General features: G+C 51.5%; 12 protein-coding genes. All 12 read left to right on the top strand.

Annotation, left to right across the window (positions count from 1 at the left end; translation table 11 throughout):
• The first annotated feature begins 111 nt into the window (after positions 1-111).
• The 12 genes from BUE76_RS00945 to BUE76_RS00890 all read left to right on the top strand — a co-directional run bounded on the left by BUE76_RS00945 (position 112) and on the right by BUE76_RS00890 (position 18954).
• On the top strand, positions 112-1218 hold the full coding sequence (locus BUE76_RS00945) for a WD40/YVTN/BNR-like repeat-containing protein (protein WP_083596297.1): 1107 nt from the start codon (positions 112-114) through the stop codon (positions 1216-1218).
• 345 nt (positions 1219-1563) lie between these two features.
• The gene (locus BUE76_RS00940) at positions 1564-1911 is read left to right on the top strand and encodes a VOC family protein (protein ID WP_073039266.1); all 348 of its coding nucleotides are present in this window, start codon (positions 1564-1566) and stop codon (positions 1909-1911) included.
• A gap of 249 nt (positions 1912-2160) precedes the next feature.
• Positions 2161-2706, top strand: a complete 546-nt coding sequence (locus BUE76_RS00935; protein WP_073039264.1) for a hypothetical protein — start codon at positions 2161-2163, stop codon at positions 2704-2706.
• 900 nt (positions 2707-3606) lie between these two features.
• Positions 3607-6675 (top strand): SusC/RagA family TonB-linked outer membrane protein, encoded by a 3069-nt coding sequence (locus BUE76_RS00930; protein WP_083596296.1) that lies wholly within the window; start codon positions 3607-3609, stop codon positions 6673-6675.
• 40 nt (positions 6676-6715) lie between these two features.
• Positions 6716-8059 carry a RagB/SusD family nutrient uptake outer membrane protein gene (locus BUE76_RS00925; RefSeq protein WP_073039462.1) on the top strand — a complete coding sequence of 448 codons (1344 nt, stop codon included), beginning with the start codon at positions 6716-6718 and terminating at the stop codon, positions 8057-8059.
• Between the two features lie 59 nt (positions 8060-8118).
• Positions 8119-9462 (top strand): hypothetical protein, encoded by a 1344-nt coding sequence (locus BUE76_RS00920; protein ID WP_073039261.1) that lies wholly within the window; start codon positions 8119-8121, stop codon positions 9460-9462.
• A 37-nt stretch (positions 9463-9499) separates the two neighbouring features.
• On the top strand, positions 9500-11134 hold the full coding sequence (locus BUE76_RS00915) for a hypothetical protein (RefSeq protein WP_073039259.1): 1635 nt from the start codon (positions 9500-9502) through the stop codon (positions 11132-11134).
• Positions 11135-11304: 170 nt separating this feature from the next.
• On the top strand, positions 11305-12792 hold the full coding sequence (locus BUE76_RS00910) for a phytoene desaturase family protein (protein WP_073039257.1): 1488 nt from the start codon (positions 11305-11307) through the stop codon (positions 12790-12792).
• Positions 12752-14059, top strand: coding sequence for a YeiH family protein (locus BUE76_RS00905; protein WP_083596295.1), 1308 nt, complete (start codon positions 12752-12754; stop codon positions 14057-14059). Before BUE76_RS00910 ends, BUE76_RS00905 begins: the two co-directional genes overlap by 41 nt.
• A gap of 121 nt (positions 14060-14180) precedes the next feature.
• Positions 14181-14660, top strand: a complete 480-nt coding sequence (locus BUE76_RS00900) for a c-type cytochrome (protein ID WP_245798255.1) — start codon at positions 14181-14183, stop codon at positions 14658-14660.
• A gap of 8 nt (positions 14661-14668) precedes the next feature.
• Positions 14669-15922, top strand: a complete 1254-nt coding sequence (gene soxC, locus BUE76_RS00895; RefSeq protein WP_073039253.1) for a sulfite dehydrogenase — start codon at positions 14669-14671, stop codon at positions 15920-15922.
• 455 nt (positions 15923-16377) lie between these two features.
• Positions 16378-18954: a TonB-dependent receptor gene (locus BUE76_RS00890; protein WP_073039251.1), complete on the top strand. Its 2577-nt coding sequence runs from the start codon at positions 16378-16380 to the stop codon at positions 18952-18954.
• Positions 18955-19107 lie beyond the last annotated feature (153 nt).

Genomic DNA, 19107 nt, shown 5'->3' with positions numbered 1-19107 from the left:
ACAATCCGGATTCCCCCGTCCGAACACCAGCAAGGTATTTTTGTTGCACTTCCTTTTGATGGATCTGATTTACCAGGCGATCGATCGATGTCAATTAAAACTACAAAAAGTATGAAAAAAGCTATTTATGCGCTGCTCTTAGCGCTAGTGGTGGTGAGCGGACTTGTATTTGCGAATCACGACATTAAAAATGAAAAATCTTTGCAGCCAGAACCGAAAACAGGAAAGGCTGAGATTGTAAACATCGTTTTTAAATCCATAGATGGCGGACAAACCTGGCAGGACATCAGCAAAGGGCTGCCCGAACCCGTGATAGATGTTTATGGTGTCGGCAGAAATGACTTTTTTGCAGATGATAACGGGCTATGGTTAACTACCGGTAACGGACTGTATAACAATAAGCCAAATTCCAAAGCCCCTTTTTGGACCAAAGAAATCTTCCCTGACGAACATAGCAATATAGCTCATGGTAAGGCTGGAATCTTTGCATACAATTGCTGGGGTAGTGGAATTTTCCAGAAACCAAATGGAACAGAAGTATGGTCGCCTGTATTCACAAGCATTCAGGTTAAAAGGGTACTCAGCGTTTTTGAAACTGCCGGCGGCACAATTTTCATCTGCTCCGACAAAGGGCTTTTTAAATCCACCGACAGTGGAACATCCTGGAAACATGCCGGAGTGATGGTTGGAAAATTGGTAGAATCAAATGGAGTACTCCTTACAACCAGCCAGCGAGGGATATTAAGATCGACCGATGAAGGTGAAAGCTGGGAGTTAGTGATCAGTGAGGGTGGTGTGGGCATTGATGTAGAACGCATCAAAGGCGGGTTCGCTGCTATCAATTACAGTACAGCCGCTAAGACCAGGAGAATACGAACATCCTATGACGGTGGTAAAACCTGGCAGCCCATCGATGCAGGCTTCCCGGGGCAGGCTATTGTTGATTCACCCTGGCGGCCCATAAATGCGGGAAATCTGCGACAAGGCACTGACTCACTTTGGCATCCTAAAGAAGTTGCCTCTCCGGCGCCAGAGTACAAAACTTCCATTATCCAAGTGGGCGAAAACTTCTTTTGTGGCCATTCTGACGGCATTTACAGGACATCAGACAAGGGAAAAACATGGAAACTGGTACTTCCTTCTGTAAAAGGGAAGATGTTTAAATTGTCTGTTTCTGGTAACGTGCTTTATGCAATACAAATAGAAAATCATTGTTAAACCTGCCCGAAAGTATTCGGAAATAAAATAGATAGAATGCCATCCACAATAGGCTTTGTTCCATTGGTTGACTAGGCGAACAAAGTCAATAAAGGCGAGCTGATGCAAATTAGTACAGCCATAAGCAAACGAGAGAGCAGCGTACAACATCTGATTTCTTAAACCAAGGCTGAAAAACACGAGTTAAACTGAATATCTTCAACGAACAATATAATTGTGAAGAAGCGTTCGGAACCTGAATTTTTTGGCTTCAGAAATCTGTTTCACGTTAGCAGAAAACGCAGTTGGCAGTAAGTAGACAAATATAAATGGGCGTTAGAAAATGGGCATTAATCAAGAGATAAAATCAATCAGGTCGTTATTGGAGCAAAAGATTATGAGACGTCAAGAGCATTTTATAAAGACTTGGGTTTTGAAGAAACGGTCATCTCGGAAAAGGTGTCACTTTTTACAGTTGATGGATTAAGTTTTTACCTCCAAAACTATTATGTAAAAGACTGGATCGAGAACTCAATGATTTTGCTTGAAGTGGGTGACGTTGAAGCGTATTATCACTTTTTACAGCAATTGGAGCTTGATAAGAAATATGCAGGTATCAGATTGGTTCCGCTAAAGCAAAATGAGTGGGGTAAAGACTGCTATTTGGTTGATCCTTCTGGTGTGCTTTGGCATTTTGCAGATTTCCGCAGATAAACCTTTCCGCAGGCAGAATCAGTTATGTCTGCCGGTAACATGGTAACCCTGCAATAGTGGCTTTGGGATATGTTGCCAGCTGTAGATATTCTACCCAGCTTTTTTTCTTTAACCAAACACAAATAAAGAACATGGCGAGGTAACAATAAACGCTAAATGACTGTAGAAGAAATTTCAAAAGGGCCTAAGTACTAGCTGGACCCTTTTGTTTGTTTACAATATGTTTGCATTGAATTGACAATCCACCTTATGAAAAAAGCACTACTCACAGCCTTTTCCCTGGCCACTTTTGCCGCTGGAGCCCAGGACCTGACTTTACCGCAGAAAATAGGCATACCCCTAAAAGATGGCGCCGTAGTTTATGAACTGGTTGATACGGTGAAGGCCAGCCAGGCAGCAATTTACACAGCACTTAAGGCGGCAACTACCGAACTCTTTTCGGCATCAGGCGCCTACATTATTTCCGCCAGCCCTTCGGAGGCTACTATATTAGGAAAGAGTAATATCCCGGTCACCTATAAATTACCCCTTTCTACAATAAAGGGACGGGCAATTTTCAATTACGCGCTCCAGGCGAAAGAGGGCCGCTTCCGCATCCTGCTAACAGCCTGGGAAGGTACTATGGCCGAATATGCCCAAAAGGGTACGCCTGTACTGGAGGTCTATACTACAGGCCTGTCTGCCTCTCAAAAATACAGGGAGCGCTACCTTACCACCTTCCATGAGACCGTCCAGGCTGCACTGCTGGCTTTTAGTGCGAACATAAAAAAACAACTAACCTCCCTGGATTGGTAATCAGTTTTGCACCTATTGTTTAGCCCCGGGCCTACAGCCCGGGGCTTATCTTTTCGCCCATACGCAGGCAGCTCCTGGGCTTCCAACTCGTAGTCATGCTTTATGTTGTCGGTAACCACGCTAACAGGTATGCTGAAAGGTAAACCCGGGCAAATGCAACGGTACATAGCGCCAATATAATCTGTGGCAATGTATTGAAGTCAATGTGCAACTGCTACGCAAGGAGCACAGCCCTTACCTTCCATTGATACAAACTGTTACTGTTTCATCAAGTTACTCCGCGGTGGGATAGTGCTGTTGCTGTGGTGCAACATCACACCAGGCTTAAAGATTTAAGCAGGACATCTTTGGGTATATTTCTTAGCCCAGTAAGCATTTGTTTGGGTTCCGGCTGAAACAAGCTTTAGTGCCACCAGTAATTGGGTACTTAAAAAATCGAAATAAATTTTGTGGTGGAAAAACTAGTACCCTATATTTGTCTACCAAAATGGTGGACTATAGTTCACCAGTGGGTAAGCACTGTTAATCGCCAGCATTGTTTGCCCACAACCCATTAACCTAACCAAAGTTTACAGAAATGTACACAGTGAAGTTTACTGCCCCATCCTCAATGGCGATGTCTTTTGTTTTACCATCTCCATTTCCCTGTTCTTGCTGTAGTTGATCAGGATTACCTGACAGAGTGAGTTGATCAGCGCAAATAGCAGTTTGCTATTTGACAAGCCTATACATGTTGTTTGCTGAACAACAGACCGGACCTGTTGTGCATAAAAGTCGGCGATTGGCTATTGTGCACCTGCCGGCTGTTGTTCAGCAAACAAAGGGCTTGCTATGCTCTGTAGAAAAGGTAGCAGCACTTCAAGATAACACTTCTCCCGCATTCAACTTAAATCATCTGCAATGATCAAGGAAAAGGCACTGGCTTCGGGCTGGCGAACATTCCATAGTTTCTTTTTGACTTCCGCTCTTTTGTGCTTTGGTGCAGCTGCACAGGCACAAGACGCACAGAATAATATCACCATCCGGGGAAAGGTTGTTGATGCCCTCACCAGGCAACCTTTGGCAGGTGCCACGGTGCACATCAAGGGCACTACACACGAAGTGGTGACCGACAATAAAGGCGAGTTCAACTTCCTCACCGGCCAGCGACTGCCGGTAACCTATAGCATCAGTTATGTTGGGTTTGAAGCACTCGATACCACGCAGGTATCTGAAGCGCCCTTTATAGTGGGCCTGCACCAGGCAGCAAACCAGCTAAGCGATGTGGTGGTAGTGGGTTATGGTACCCAGCAGCGTAAAAACCTGATTGGATCTGTAACCAAGATCAACCCCGCCGAAACCCGCAATATTCCTGCTGGCAGCTTCGATGCGCAGCTCCAGGGCAAGGTGCCCGGTGTGCAGATATCGAGCAATACGGGTGTGCCCGGTGAAGCGGTAAACATCCGGGTGCGCGGCGCAACTTCTATCAATGCCGACAATGATCCTTTGTACGTAGTGGATGGTGTGTTCATCAACAACAACACCCTGCAAACCATTGGTACCGGTGGAAAGGCCACATCGCCTATTTCCGACATCAACCCCGCCGACATCGAAAGCATCGAAGTATTGAAAGATGCGGAAGCAACCGCACTTTATGGTTCGCGTGGCGCCAATGGCGTGATCCTGATCACTACCAAACGCGGCAGCTTCAACCAGCGGCCTACCGTCAGTCTTAATGTATCTCAGGGCTGGGCAAAAGCAGCCAAACTATGGGACCTTACTACCGGTCCCGAACATGCTACATTGGTAAACGAATGGTGGATCAACACCGGCCTGGACAACCCTGCACTCAACCGCAGCTTTGCCAACAGGCCCTTCCGCCCTGTGGCAGAAGGCGGCCGTGGATTGCCTGAGGAGCAAAAGACCTATGATCGCCTGGGTGAAGTGTTTCGCACGGCGCAATTGCAGAACTACGATGTGTCGCTGACGGGGGGTACCAAAACCACCAAATATTATATCGGTGGCGGCTTCAACAAACAGGAAGCGATCCTGCGGCCCATTGATTTTAACCGCGCCAGCTTCAAGGTAAACCTCGATCAGAAGATCAACGAAAAAGTACAGTTGGGTGTGAGCAATACCTTTACCCGCACCTACCGCAACCAGGCAAGGGCCGGTGATGGGCCGGCAGGTGGCTTGCTGCAGGCTGCCCTCCATACACCCACCTACCTGTCGCCTTTCAACGAACAGGGGGTGCCCGTGGGGCGTGCCGGTTTTGACAACGTCGGCCTGCTGCTCGAGCACTACGATGTGAGCTCGGTAAGTCTTCGTTATATCGGCAACCTGTACATCGATGCGGAGCTGCTGCCCAACCTGAAGTTCCGCTCCAGCTTTGGTGCCGATTACAACAACTACAACGAGTCGGAATACTGGAATACTTTCCTGATCTCCGGCAGCCCCAATGGTCTGGCTACTTCTTCCATCGGCCAGTTTACTTCGCTGCTCAACGAGCAAACCCTTTCTTATCGCAAGCGGGGTGGTAAGCACAACTTCGGCGCACTGGTGGGCAATACCCTGCAAAGCGATGTGTATACCCGAACCGCTGCTGAAGGACGGGGTTTTGCCAACAACTCGTTTAAACTTATTTCTTCTGCCGCAACCACAACCGCTTCGCAGTCTTGGACCAAGAGCAACCTGGTGTCTTTCTTTTCAAAAGTGGGTTATGGTTATGCCGGCAAGTACCTGGTTGATTTCAGTGTTCGTGCCGATGCTTCTTCGCGCTTTGGTAAGGACAACAAGTGGGGTTATTTCCCTGCTGTGGGCTTGGCGTGGAAAGTTGACCAGGAAGATTTCCTGAAAAACCTGGAACAGGTTTCCACTTTGAAACTGCGTGCCAGCTATGGCACCACCGGCAACCAGAATGGTATTGGTGATTTTGCTGCGCTTGGTTTATGGTCGGGTGGCACACCCTACCAGGGTAGCGCCGGTACGGCACCGCAGCAACTGTCCAACCAGGACCTGCGCTGGGAGAAAACAACACAGGCCAATGTGGGCATCGACCTGGGCCTGTTTCGTGACCGGCTGAACGTAGAGTTCAATGCTTATCATAAGTACACCCGCGATGGCCTGCTGCTGGTGTCGCAACCCGCATCTTCCGGCTATAGCAGCTACTGGAGCAATGCCGCCGAGATCAGCAACAGGGGCTTTGAGTTGGTGATCAATTCAACCAACGTCCGCAACCAGAACTTTACCTGGAACACCAGCTTCAACATCGCGCAAAACAAGAACCGGATCGAAAAGCTGAACGCGCCACTCAAGTATGGCAGCCGCGACCTGATATTGCAACAGCAGGGCTACCCCTTGTATTCTTTCTGGGTGTACAGGCAATTGTATGTGGACCCGCAAACAGGCAATGCCGTGTATGAGGATGTGAATAAGGACGGCACCATCACTACCGATGACCGACAGATCTATGGCAGCATCTGGCCTAAGTTCTTTGGTGGGCTTACCAACAATATCACCTACCGTGGCTTTGATGCAGGTGTGTTTCTTTCTTTCCAGTATGGCAACAAGATTTACAACCACAACCGCTTCTTTGGTGATGGTGGCGGTGCCCGCGATGCCGCCCGTGTGATCCTTGCCAGCAACCTGGATCGCTGGCAAAAGCCCGGCGACATCACCGATGTGCCAAGGCCCGATGGCGTGAACGTAAACAACTACCGCGATGGCGGCAGCCGCTGGCTGGAAGACGGCTCTTTCCTGCGCCTGCGATCGCTTACCCTTGGCTACACCCTGCCCAAAACCCTGACGCAAAAGGCCGGTCTGCAAACCGTGCGCTTCTATGCCGTAGGCAGCAACCTGTTCACCTGGACCAAATACACGGGACTTGATCCCGAGTCGAGTGCGGGCAGCGGGCAAAACGAACAGGGTATTGACCTGGGCACACCACCGCAGCCCAGGGGTATCCAGGTGGGTGTAAACCTGACCTTGTAACGTGCACCGCAATGGCCTTTCAACAAACCAACAGATTACCATGAACACAATAAAATACCTGGGATTTTTGCTGCTGCTGGTTGCTTTCAGCTCCTGCGAAAAATACCTTGACGTGGAGCCCAAGGCTTCCATTTCCGACGACCAACCCATCTTCGACCAGGCATCGGCCGAAACAGCCCTGCGCGGCGTGTACAGCGCACTGGCCGACGGCGGCTATTATGGCACCAGCTTTCAATCCATCGGCTACCTGTCCGGCGACAATATCCAGTGGACCGGCTCGCAGTCGCAGGTGCAGGAGTTTATCAACCACAAGGTAAACGCCGACAACTCGACCATCAACGCGGCTTGGATTGCCATTTACCGCACCATCAACAGGGCCAACAATGTCATCAGCAGGGTAGGCGCTTTGGAGGAAGGAAAACTGACACCAGCGCTGCAAAAGCAGATCGTAGGGGAAGCCTATTTCATCAGGGCCCTTGCCTATTTCGATTTGGCACGCACCTGGGGCGGTGTGCCCCTGATAACGGAGCCTACATTGAGCCAGGAGGACAATATCGGTGTACCCCGTGCATCGCTCACCGGAACCTATGCACAGGTGCTTAAAGACCTCGATGCTGCAGAGCCTTTGCTGCCTCCCACCACCGACCGCTACCGTGCCACACAAAAAGCCGTGTGGGCGCTCAAGGCCCGTTTTTACCTGTACCAAAAAGACTGGGCAAACGCGGAGGCTTATGCTGACAAGCTGATTGCCGACAACAACTACCGCCTGCTGAAACCCTATAGCGCCTTTTTTGCCAACGATGTGCGGGGCACACAGGAGTCGGTATTTGAAATTTTTTATAGTCCCACCGAAACCAATGGCCATCGCGGCCAGTGGCAGCCGCAGGAGAAAGGCGGTACCCGCCAGTGGGCGCCCAATGATGCATTTGTGGCATTGGTAAACGACCCGCTGGTAGGCGGCAACCGCAATGTGCTGGTGGCAAAAGACAACCAGGGCCGCTGGTATGGCAACCTGTACTACCGCAACCCCGCCGCCGACCCCAGCTATGTGATCCGCATTGCCGAGCTCTACCTGATCCGGGCGGAAGCAAGGGCGCAGCAGGATGGGGCGAAACTGGCCGGCGCACTCAGCGACCTCAATGCCGTAAGGGACCGGGCCGGTCTGCTTCCAGCAACAGCAGCAACCAAAGACGAACTCCTGCTGGCCATCGAAAACGAACGCCGCATCGAGTTTGCATTTGAGCCGCACCGCTGGTTCGACCTGGTGCGTACGGGCAGGGCAGCCGCAGTGCTCAACCTCACCGATCCCAACAGGGTGCTGCTGCCCATCCCTGCCGAACAACGACTGATCGATAAAGCCCTGGAGCAAAACCCGGGCTACTGATACCAACCCCCACCTGCAGCAGGCGCAAACTGCTGCAGGTGTAACAAAAACATCGAGTCATGAGTCAAAGCAAACAACCAACAGCAACACCCTGGAAGGGCTACGAGCTTGTGCTGTTCCGGTTCTTTTTTATCTATTTCCTCATTCAGGTGTTGCCGCTCGACTGGAATTTTATCGGGGAGCTTTTTTCGGTGAACTGGCTACGCCTGCATTACGGCGATATCTTCAACCTCACGCGGTACACACCAAAACTGTATACACAGGCAGATAGTTTTCAAAACTGGGCAGTTGCAGCATTGGTTGCATTGATAGGTGTTGCCGTATGGTCTATTGCCGATAACCGGAACAAGGAGTATAACAGCCTGTATTACTGGCTGCGGGTGCTGGTTCGTTATCGCCTGGCTATTGGCGCCATTGGTTATGGCATGATCAAGCTGTTCCCACTACAGGCGCCCTTTCCATCCATCAGCAACCTCAATACACATTACGGTGATTTCTCGCACTGGAAAGTATTTTCCCTGAGCCTGGGTATTGTGCCCGGTTACGAATCTTTCCTGGGCGGGGTAGAGCTCATTGCAGGCTTACTGCTTTTCTGGCGTAAAACAACTACGATCGGTGCTTTTATCATCGTGGTGTTTACCGGCAATGTATTCATGTCGAACCTGGCCTATGAAGGCGGCGAGCATGTGTATAGTTTGTACCTGATCAGCCTTGCCTTGTTCCTGCTGGCTTATGATGCCATTCCCTTATACCGGCTTTTTGGTGAGGAGCGGGCCGTGGTGCCGCATCGCTTTAAGCCCCTGTTGCATGCAGGCTGGCAACGTACCGGGCGGTATGCAGCAAAGGCCTTTATCCTCTTGTTCTTTGTAGGCCTTTATGGCTTTGCTACCTCAAGGGGTGTGCAAACAGATCCTTACCAGTTTCCAAAAGAGCCGGGTCTTGCCGATGCCGCTGGTGTGTACGATGTAAGTGAGTTCCGCATCAACAACCAGGTGCTGCCTTATTCGGCTACCGACCCGGTGCGGTGGAAAGACGTGGTATTTGAAAAATGGGCAACGATCAGTATCCGTTCCAACCGGCCTGTGGAACTGGCGCATAGCCTGGTGGAACAGGTTGCGGCAAGGGATAAGGAGCGTATTTACGAGTTGTCGGGTACGGCAGGGCGCCACTACTATGGCTACACCGTTGATCGTGCACACAACAAACTGCTGTTGGAAAATAAAAACCCGAATTATACGGGCGAGCAGCTACGCTTTCATTTTGTGCGCACCGCAAAAGACCAGATCGTATTGGACGGGGTGAATGAAAATAGGGATTCGCTCCATGTAGTGCTGAACCGCATACCCAAGAAATACCTGCTGATTGAAGCGGAGAAAGGCCGTAGTAAACCGATCAAGCTCTGAGTCGCAAAACATCATGTGAACCCTTAAACATCCAACCATGTCGACCGTTGTTGCAAACCAAACCTTGCTGGACAGGCCCGTGCTTCCTGCCGATAACCCGGTAGCCGGTGCAGGCAGCCGGCAGCCAAATGTCGGTGCATGGAAAGGCTGGCAGAAAGTGCTGCTGCGTATTTCCTTTGTGTTCTTCGTATTTATGTCGCTGCCTACCGATGCCGGCTGGTACCAGCATTTGTTTACCATGGACTGGACCAGCCTGCACTACCGCGATATCTACGACCTGGCCCGTTTTTCGTCGGGGTTCAGTTTTGTAGGCGATGCCATATGGGGCAATAACCTGCTGGGCTATGCCAACTGGATCATCACGCTGGGTGTGGCAATAGCACTGGGGCTGGTATGGACGGTAATCGACCGCAAGCGCCGTTCGTACAACGACCTGTATTACTGGCTCCGTGTGATCGTTCGTTACCGTGCAGGCATCGGCATCATTGGCTTTGGTTTTACCAAGCTGTTGCCGGTGCAGATGCCTTATCCTTCGGAAGGGTTGCTGAACACTGATTTTGGCGACCTGACAGCGCAAAAGATCTACTGGCTCTCTATTGGCATTGTGCCCTGGTACCAGGTGTTTGCAGGCATCGTGGAATTGGCTGCGGGCACCTTCCTGTTCTTCCGCAAAACCACCCTGCTGGGTGCCATCCTGCTCTTTGGTGCGCTGGGCGATATCGTGTATGTCAACTTTGCTTATGACGGCGGCGTGCATGTGTACAGCTCGTACTTTGTACTGCTGGCTGCTTTTCTGATGATCCAGGACATACCGGTGTTGTACGACTATTTTATCCGGCAGCGCCTCACCATTCCAAAAAGCTATTATCCTTCTTTTCAGCAGGGCTGGCTAAAAGCTACCCGTATTGGTTTGAAGGCCGCAACGATCTTTATTTTCCTGGGACTGTTGTTTTACCTGCAGTATGTCAACTTTCGCTACGATCCGTACAAGCAACCTGCAACGAAAGGGGTAGCGCAACTGCGTGGCTTTTACAACGTAACGGAGTTCCGGCTGAACAACAAGGTGATTCCTTATTCGCCTTTTGATACCGTGCGCTGGCAAGAGGCTACTTTTGAAAAATGGTCTACGCTAACATTCAAGGTTAATAAGCCGGTACAACTCGACCTGTCGAATGGCGGGGGCTCGCCCATGCGCGACATCAACCGAACCTTTGAGCTTACGGGTGTTGGCGGCGGCAGGCGCGTGTTTTACTATGATGCCGATACCGTGAATAACCTCCTGTTCCTGCAGGATAAAAACACGGCATCCAACCGCCGCCGCCGGGTGGTGGAAGGTAACAGTTCCAATGGGGATACAGAGGCCAAAACAAAAGCTGCCGCGAAAGAACCCCGGAAATCCTGGATACCTGCGGCTTCACTGGCGGTGATCGGGAGTGAAGACCTTAAGATCGACGAGCGGGCCCGCTCTACCCGCCGTACCAGGGGTATTGAAAAAGAGTCGAAGGAAAAGATCAAACGGGCACGGATGGTGTTGCGCTACAGCACCACCGATGGCTCAAGGGTGATCCTAACCGGTGTCAACGAAAACAAAGATTCGATATACGTAGTGCTGGATCGTGCCGATAAAAAGTACGCGCTATCGAAAAGCACGCTGGTAGCAGGGGAGTATTGATGATTATCACGTAATGAACTAAGCAAGCAGATGTAAGTCAAAAGGCAAAATTACCTGCTGAGGGTAACTGGATTTATACCAATTGCTCTTCAAGTTTGACTTACCGTAAAACTGTATTTCTAAGACAGCCTCTGGTCAATAACCGATAACTTAGTTGGAAGGAGTTCCTGATGCCTTTACCGAAGAAAGATTATGATGCCGTAGTGGTTGGATCCGGGCCGAATGGGCTGGCTGCAGCAATAGCCATGCAGCAGGCAGGCTGCTCTGTGCTGTTGATTGAAGGCAGGAACGAGATTGGCGGTGGCCTGTCCACACAGGAGCTTACCCTGCCCGGATTTTTGCACGATACCTGCTCTGCGATACACCCGCTTGCGGCAGGTTCCCCCTTTTTTCAAACACTGCCCCTTGCCGAACACGGACTGCAGTTTGTGTACCCGCCGGTAGCTGCTGCCCATCCCTTTGATGATGGCACGGCAGCCGTGCTCAAAGGCAGCATTGAAGAAACAGCGCGGCTGCTGGGTGCCGATGCCGATGTGTATCGCCGGCTGATGCAGGAAGTAACCGGGGACTGGCAACTGATTGACCGCGATGTGTTGGGCCCCTTGCATTTGCCCAAACACCCGCTTGCTATGGCGCGCTTTGGGCTCAAAGCCGTCACCTCGGCACTGTACCTGTCGAAGCGTTTTTCCACCCGCGAAGCAAAGGGATTATGGGCCGGGATGGCGGCACATTCCATACAACCGCTTTCCAACCTCACCACATCCGCCATCGGGCTGGTGCTGATGGCTGTGGGACACCTGCGCGGGTGGCCGGTGCCCCTGGGCGGATCGCACTCCGTTGCCCGGGCACTGGCCAGCTATTTTGTATCCCTCGGCGGGCATATCCAGACTGGCTTTTATGTAAGCAGCCTGCGCCAGCTCCCCGATGCCCACGCGGTGTTGTTTGATGTTACGCCCCGCCAGTTGTTGCAGATTGCAGGCTACCGTTTTTCATCGCTGTACCAGTGGCAGCTGAACCGCTACCGGTATGGCATGGGTGTGTTCAAGGTCGACTGGGCACTGGATGATGCCATACCCTTTGCCGCCGAAGGATGCCGCACTGCAGGCACGGTGCACCTGGGCAATACCATTGAAGAGATTGCGTTAGGTGAGCAACTTACATCAAAGGGCGGCCATGCTGAAAAGCCCTTTGTGCTGCTGGCACAGCAAAGCCTATTTGATGTGTCGCGGGCGCCAAAAGGCAAACACACAGCATGGGCCTATTGCCATGTGCCCAACGGGTCGACCAGGGACATGACTGCTGCCATCGAAAACCAGGTAGAACGTTTTGCGCCGGGTTTCCGCGAACGCATCATCGGTCGTCATACCATGAACACGGCGCAGATGGAAGCCTACAACCCCAACTTTATTGGCGGTGATATCAATGGCGGCATTCTCGATGTGGGCCAGTTGTTTACCCGGCCTGCCTTGCGTTACTCGCCTTACCGTACTGCTGCAAAAGGCATCTATATCTGTTCGTCGTCCACGCCGCCCGGTGGCGGTGTGCACGGCATGTGCGGCTACCATGCCGCAAAGCAGGCTTTAAAAGACATTTTCAAATTAGAACCAACCCCCTTACATGCAAACCACAGAAACATTAGTGCAGCCAACGCCGGTTGAACCAGTGTCGTACCCCGCACCCCGCAGATTTTCACTCCATGAAGATTGGGTGGTAGTGGTACTCGGGTTCCTGATCATTGGCATCACCTTATTCGGTTTTATCCTGCCCGTGCCTTCCTTTGGCTGGAAGAACAGCGGCGAGCTTTTTTCAAAAGTGCTGGCGCCAGCCAACCTCGGCATCATCGGCCTGCAGTTCCTGTATGTATTTGCCGTAGCCATCATCGGCAGTTGGCTGGGTGGCAAACCGGTGAAATCATCGGCGCTTGTTTTCCCTGCCGTGTATGTGCTGACCATCGTAGCATTGATCATTGCGGGCAATGCCACCATCAAAAGCTTCAACCTGGAAGCTGTTATTTTCAGCCTAACCATCGGCTTGTTGATCGGTAACCTGTTTCGCCTGCCCGACTGGTTCCGCGCTGCCTTGTCAACGGAGCTGTTTGTTAAGATCGGGCTCGTATTGCTGGGCACCGGTGTCATCTTTTCCGATATCCTCAAGGCGGGTTCGCTGGGCCTGATACAGGCACTGTTGGTAGTACTGTCGGTATGGTACTTTGCATTCTGGGTGTGCAAGAAGCTGAAGGTAGATGACGAGCTGCGGATGATGATCGCCAGCGCGGTTTCCATCTGCGGGGTGTCGGCTGCCATTGCCACTTCGGGTGCCATCAAGGGTGACTCAAAGAAGCTGTCTTACGTTATATCCATGGTGCTGATCACGGCCATCCCCATGATGATCTTCATGCCCTATATCGCCAGCTATTTCAACTTCCCCCAGGAAGTGACGGGTGCCTGGCTGGGTGGCAGCATCGATACAACCGGCGCCGTAGTGGCATCGGGTACACTGGTGGGCGAAACGGCACTTAAGATCAGTACCATCGTCAAGTTTTCGCAGAACGTGCTGCTGGGCCTTGCGGCTTTTGCCATCTCGGTATACTGGACCTATTCGAAGCACGCCGGAGCCAACGATGCCGATAAAAAGCCTACGTTGAAAGTAATCTGGGATCGTTTTCCCAAGTTCGTACTAGGCTTTGTGGCGGCCTCGCTGCTGTTCTCTTTTGCCGTGTCGCCGGAAACAACGGCCACTGTAAAGGATAGTTTGAAAAACCTGCAGGGATTGTGGTTTGCACTGGCTTTTACCAGCATCGGGCTGGAGACCAACTTCGCCGACCTGTTCCGCCAGAACAGCAAGAAGCCCCTCTATGCCTTCCTGATTGCACAGGTCTTCAACATCCTGGTTACCCTCGCTATTGCTTTTGTACTGTTTGGATAATTAAGCGATGAACATACTACGCAATGCTTACTTGCGGCCCTTCGGGGGCTGCAGGTTACTCCTATGCTTTACGCTATCCTTACTGTTGTGGGGTTGTAATGAAAAAACAACTGCCGATGCCTTGGAGACAAAAGGCTGGCCGGAGCAATTTGGCTTAGGCAAACCGGCCACCGAGCAGCAGGTTGCTGCATGGGACATTGATGTGCGGCCCGATGGCAAAGGCCTGCCGGCCGGTGCCGGTACGGCAGTGCAGGGCCGTGCCATCTATGCGGCAAAATGCGCATCCTGTCATGGCAATACCGGCGTGGAAGGGCCCTTCAACCACCTGGTAAGCAGTGATACCTCAAAAGCAAAAACCATTGGCAACTACTGGCCCTATGCCACCACTTTGTTTGATTATGTAAGAAGGGCGATGCCTTTCAATGCCCCCGGCTCGCTGACGAATGCAGAAGTGTACCACCTCACGGCTTACCTGCTCCATGCCAATGGCCTGGTCGATTCTACCAGCGTCATGGATGCGCAAACCTTGCCAAAAGTGGTGATGCCTGCACAGCAACTATTTGTTCCGGACAACCGTACCGGTGGTGCTCAAATCCGTTAAGGTATTTTATGAACGATGTTTCCAAAAACCAGCCGAACAAAGGCCGAAAGCTAAGCAGGCGTCATTTGCTGGGCGGCATGGCTGCCACGGCAGCCGCTGTTTTGCTCAAACAAAGCTCCGGCCAGGTGATCCAGGCAGGACTGGCCAAAGACAGCCTGCTGTTGCAGGACCCAACCAAGGTGTTGGGACCCCTGCCCAGTCAGCTGGGCGACCGGTCGCCTTTTGAACAACCGGTACGCAAGCCTTCCGATACCTCATCGCGTACGCCGCTGCAGGACCTGTATGGCACCATCACACCCTCCGACCTGCACTTCGAGCGCCACCACGGTGGCATACCAGCCATCGACCCGCATAAATACGAGCTGCTGATCCATGGTATGGTGGAACGGCCCACCGTGTTCACGCTCGCCGACCTGAAACGGTTCCCTTCCTTTTCGCGCATCTTTTTCCTGGAATGCTCGGGCAATTTCCGCAGCGGCAAGGAGCAACTGACACCGCAGGATATTTGCGGGCTCACCAGCCAGAGCGAGTGGACTGGCGTGATGCTGGCCACCCTGTTCCGCGAGGTGGGCATTCATCCCAAAGCCAGCTGGTTTCTTGCCGAAGGTTCGGACGCCGCCGTGATGACGCGGAGCATACCGGTAAGCAAGGGCATGGAGGATGGCATGATCGCTTTTGCGCAAAACGGTGAAGCACTCAGGCCTGCGCAGGGTTACCCGGCAAGGCTGGTGCTGCCCGGCTGGGAGGGCAATACCAACGTAAAATGGATCCGCCGCATCGAAGTGTCGGACCAGCCTTTCATGACCCGCGAGGAAACATCGAAGTACACCGAGCAAGTGGGCGACAAGGTGCGGCAGTTCAGCTTTGTGATGGATGCCCGCTCCGTGATCACTTTTCCCACCTTCCCGGCAGTGGTGCACAAGGGCTGGATCGAGATCCGGGGTATTGCCTGGAGCGGCCGTGGTAAGATCGCCCGCGTGGAAGTGAGTACAGATGCGGGCAAAAGCTGGCAGCCGGCACAACTGCAGGAGCCCGTGCTCGATAAGGCCCATACCGCATTCCGGTACCTGTGGCAATGGGATGGCAAGGCCACCGAGATCATGAGCCGCGCCGTGGATGATACGGGTTATACCCAGCCTACACTCGAGCAGCTGAAGGAGGCAAGGGGCGCTAATATGGGCGGCTATCATGTCAACTCAATCATTTCCTGGCAAATAAAAGGAGATGGCAGCGTATTACTCAGGCCGGAAAATATCCGCTAAAATTTGTTAACAACGAAGGAGGCGCTACCGCAAACTGCAGGACAAAGTTTCATGCTAACTTTTTGAAACCCTAAATTTTTGGCAATTAAACTGCTGAATACCAGCTTATTCATTACAGGAATTGCCAATCGCCCGCATTTTTTTTAATAGAAAAATGCGGGATATAAAATTTCCCCCTAATATTGTCTACAAATTTAGTAGACTAATAGCGTTTGACCAGTTAGTTTACCTCACCCCCAAGCAGGTAAACCCGGCGTATATACCGGGTTTAAGGTTTGGAATACGGCCTTGGGTTCCGCAGGCTTTGGATGGGTAAAGGGTACTGGTTAAAACCTGATTTCGTCACACCAAAATCAATCATTTCAATGAGAAGGTGACAGCTTGAAAAGGAAGTTCGTAATAGTATCAACATGCGGGTTCCTACGCTTCGCACGCCCTTCAAACCAAGTAATTTTATGAGACAGTTAGTCCTTTTGGCAGTATTCTTCCTGCCCTTATTTGCCCTTGCGCAAATCAACGGCCGGGTTATCAATGAAAGAAGGGAAGGGATACCCTTTGCGAGTGTAACCATCAAAAATGCTTCGGGTGGTGTGAGCACCGACTCTACCGGGGCCTTTTCAATTAATCATAACCAACAATTTCCCTTAACCCTGCAAGTAACATCTGTTGGTTTCCGGAAACAGGATTTTGTTGTCAGAAACAGCAACACCAATGATGTGACCATCCTTTTGGAAGCTTTGTTTGTGCGGGATACGGTAGTGATCACCTCCCGCCGGCGCCGCGAGTTGTTGCAGGATGTACCTATTCCCATATCGGTGGTCAGCGGCGCACAGATAGATGAATCGGGTTCTTTCAATGTGAACAGGGTAAAAGAATTTGTTCCTTCGGTACAGCTTTATTCGTCTAACCCCCGGAATACGGGTCTCAACATCCGGGGTCTTGGTTCGCCATTCGGGCTGACAAACGATGGTCTTGATCCGGGTGTGGGCTTTTACGTGGATGGTGTTTATTTTGCCCGCCCGGCAGCTACTACCCTTGACTTTATAGACATAGAGCGGATTGAAGTGCTGCGTGGACCGCAGGGAACCTTGTTTGGTAAGAACACTACCTCGGGAGCATTCAACATCACCACCAAGAAGCCGACGTTTAAACCCGGCGCTACTTTCGAAACCAGTTTCGGGAATTATGGGTTTGTACAGGCCAAAGCGTCTGTGACCGGCCCCCTGAGCCGAAAACTGGCAGGCCGGCTGTCTTTCTCCGGCACCCAGCGCGACGGGGTAATCGAGAATATCCGTACCCTGAAAAACATCAATGACATCAACAACCTGGGACTGCGTGCACAGCTACTGTATACGCCTTCGGAAAAAACCTCCATCATACTGGCTGCGGATAATTCGAGGCAAAGACCCGATGGTTATGCCCAGGTAGTGGCCGGGGTGGTACCCACACAACGACCTGCTTACAGGCAGTTCAATGCCATTATTGCTGATCTTGGTTACCGTTTGCCCAGCACCAATGCTTTTGACCGGAAGGTGGATCATGATTCGCCCTGGAACTCGGGAAATGACCTGGGTGGTGCTTCCCTTAACGCCGATATCAAGGTGGGGCCGGGAACCCTTACCGCCACCACTGCATGGCGCTATTGGAAATGGGATCCTTCCAACGACCGGGATTTTACAGGTTTGCAATCCCTGGCAAAATCCAACAACTATTCCAAGCAAAGCCAGTGGTCGCAGGAGGTACGTTATGCCGGTGATTTCTCCAACCGCTTAAGTGGAGTGGTAGGCCTGTATGGCATCAGCCAGGAAGTACAATCCGACCCGGTTACCCTTGAAGAGGCAGGTACGGCTACCTGGCGTTTCCAGCAAAGCTCAACGAGCCCCCTGTGGCAAACGCCCGGGCTTTTTGAAGGGTTTGGCATCCGCACCCGGCAGTCCATCAAATCCATAAGTGCAGCTGCTTTTGCCAACCTCGATTGGGAGATTGCCAAGGGACTGCATGTGCTACCCGGCATCCGTTTCAATTATGATGAAAAAGATGTGGTATATGACCGGCAAACCTATGGTGGTTTAGATACGGCTACTTATATCGGATCGGCTGCCGACAAGGCAACCCTGCAAGGATTTAAGAATAGTGTTTACAGCAACCAGGCTTATACCGCCAAAGCTGATGAACGGAACTTTACCTACCAATTGACGGTTGCTTACCGGCCAGGCAGGCATGTCAACGCCTTTGCCACTTATGCCACCAGCTTTAAACCTATAGGGGTGAATGTTGCCGGCCTGCCTACGGTAAATGGCCAGCCGGCCCTCAACCTGGCAGTGATTGAGCCTGAAGACGTGCGGCATTATGAAATTGGCGTTAAGACAAACCCGACGGATAACCTGACGTTCAACATCACCTACCACAATTCGGACATCAAGAATTACCAGGCTAATGTGCAATCGCCGGAGCTGGGTGTTAACCGCGGCTATCTTGCGAATGCCGAGGAGGTAAACGTAAACGGACTGGAAGTGGATGCAAATCTGCGTGCAGGTAGTCACTTCTCCTTTTATGGTGCACTAGCCTACACGGATGCTAAGTATGTGAAATTCACCAATGCGCCACTTCCCCTTGAAGAAACGGGGTTGACCGAAAATGGTGTGCAGAAAGCGTTTAAGGATATTTCGGGTGGCGTGCTTCCCGGTATATCCAAATGGGCAGGATCGTTTGGCGGGGAGTTCAGCACACAAGCTCCCTTCTTTGGAGATATCAGAAGGTTCTTTGTTGCGCTGGAAGGTTTTTCGCGTTCTTCTTTTTCCTCAAGCCCGTCCCCTTCAGCCTACCTGAATATTGATGGTTACACACTCCTGAATGCAAGGGTAGGTTATAAAGCTACCAAGGGGCTTTCTGCTTTTGTGTGGGTACGTAATTTATTTGACAAAGATTACTATGAGCAGTTACTGCCTGCCGGTGGTAACGCCGGCCACTATGCAGGTGTGCTTGGTGATCCCAGGACATACGGAGTTACGTTGCGGTATGCGCTAAATTGATAGACCTCCCTTGGGGAATAATAACCTGAAAACAACAATGCGATATACGCATGTAATCGCGTTAGAAATTGAAGCAATCAAGAATGTCTAAAACCAATTGAACTTTTAAGAGGTGATCCCCCAGGGAATTATAAAAAGGACTGCTTGCAAAAG

The sequence above is a fragment of the Cnuella takakiae genome (assembly GCF_001953305.1).
GTDB classification, from domain to species: domain Bacteria; phylum Bacteroidota; class Bacteroidia; order Chitinophagales; family Chitinophagaceae; genus Flavisolibacter; species Flavisolibacter takakiae.
This window is presented reverse-complemented; position numbering and strand designations above follow the sequence as displayed.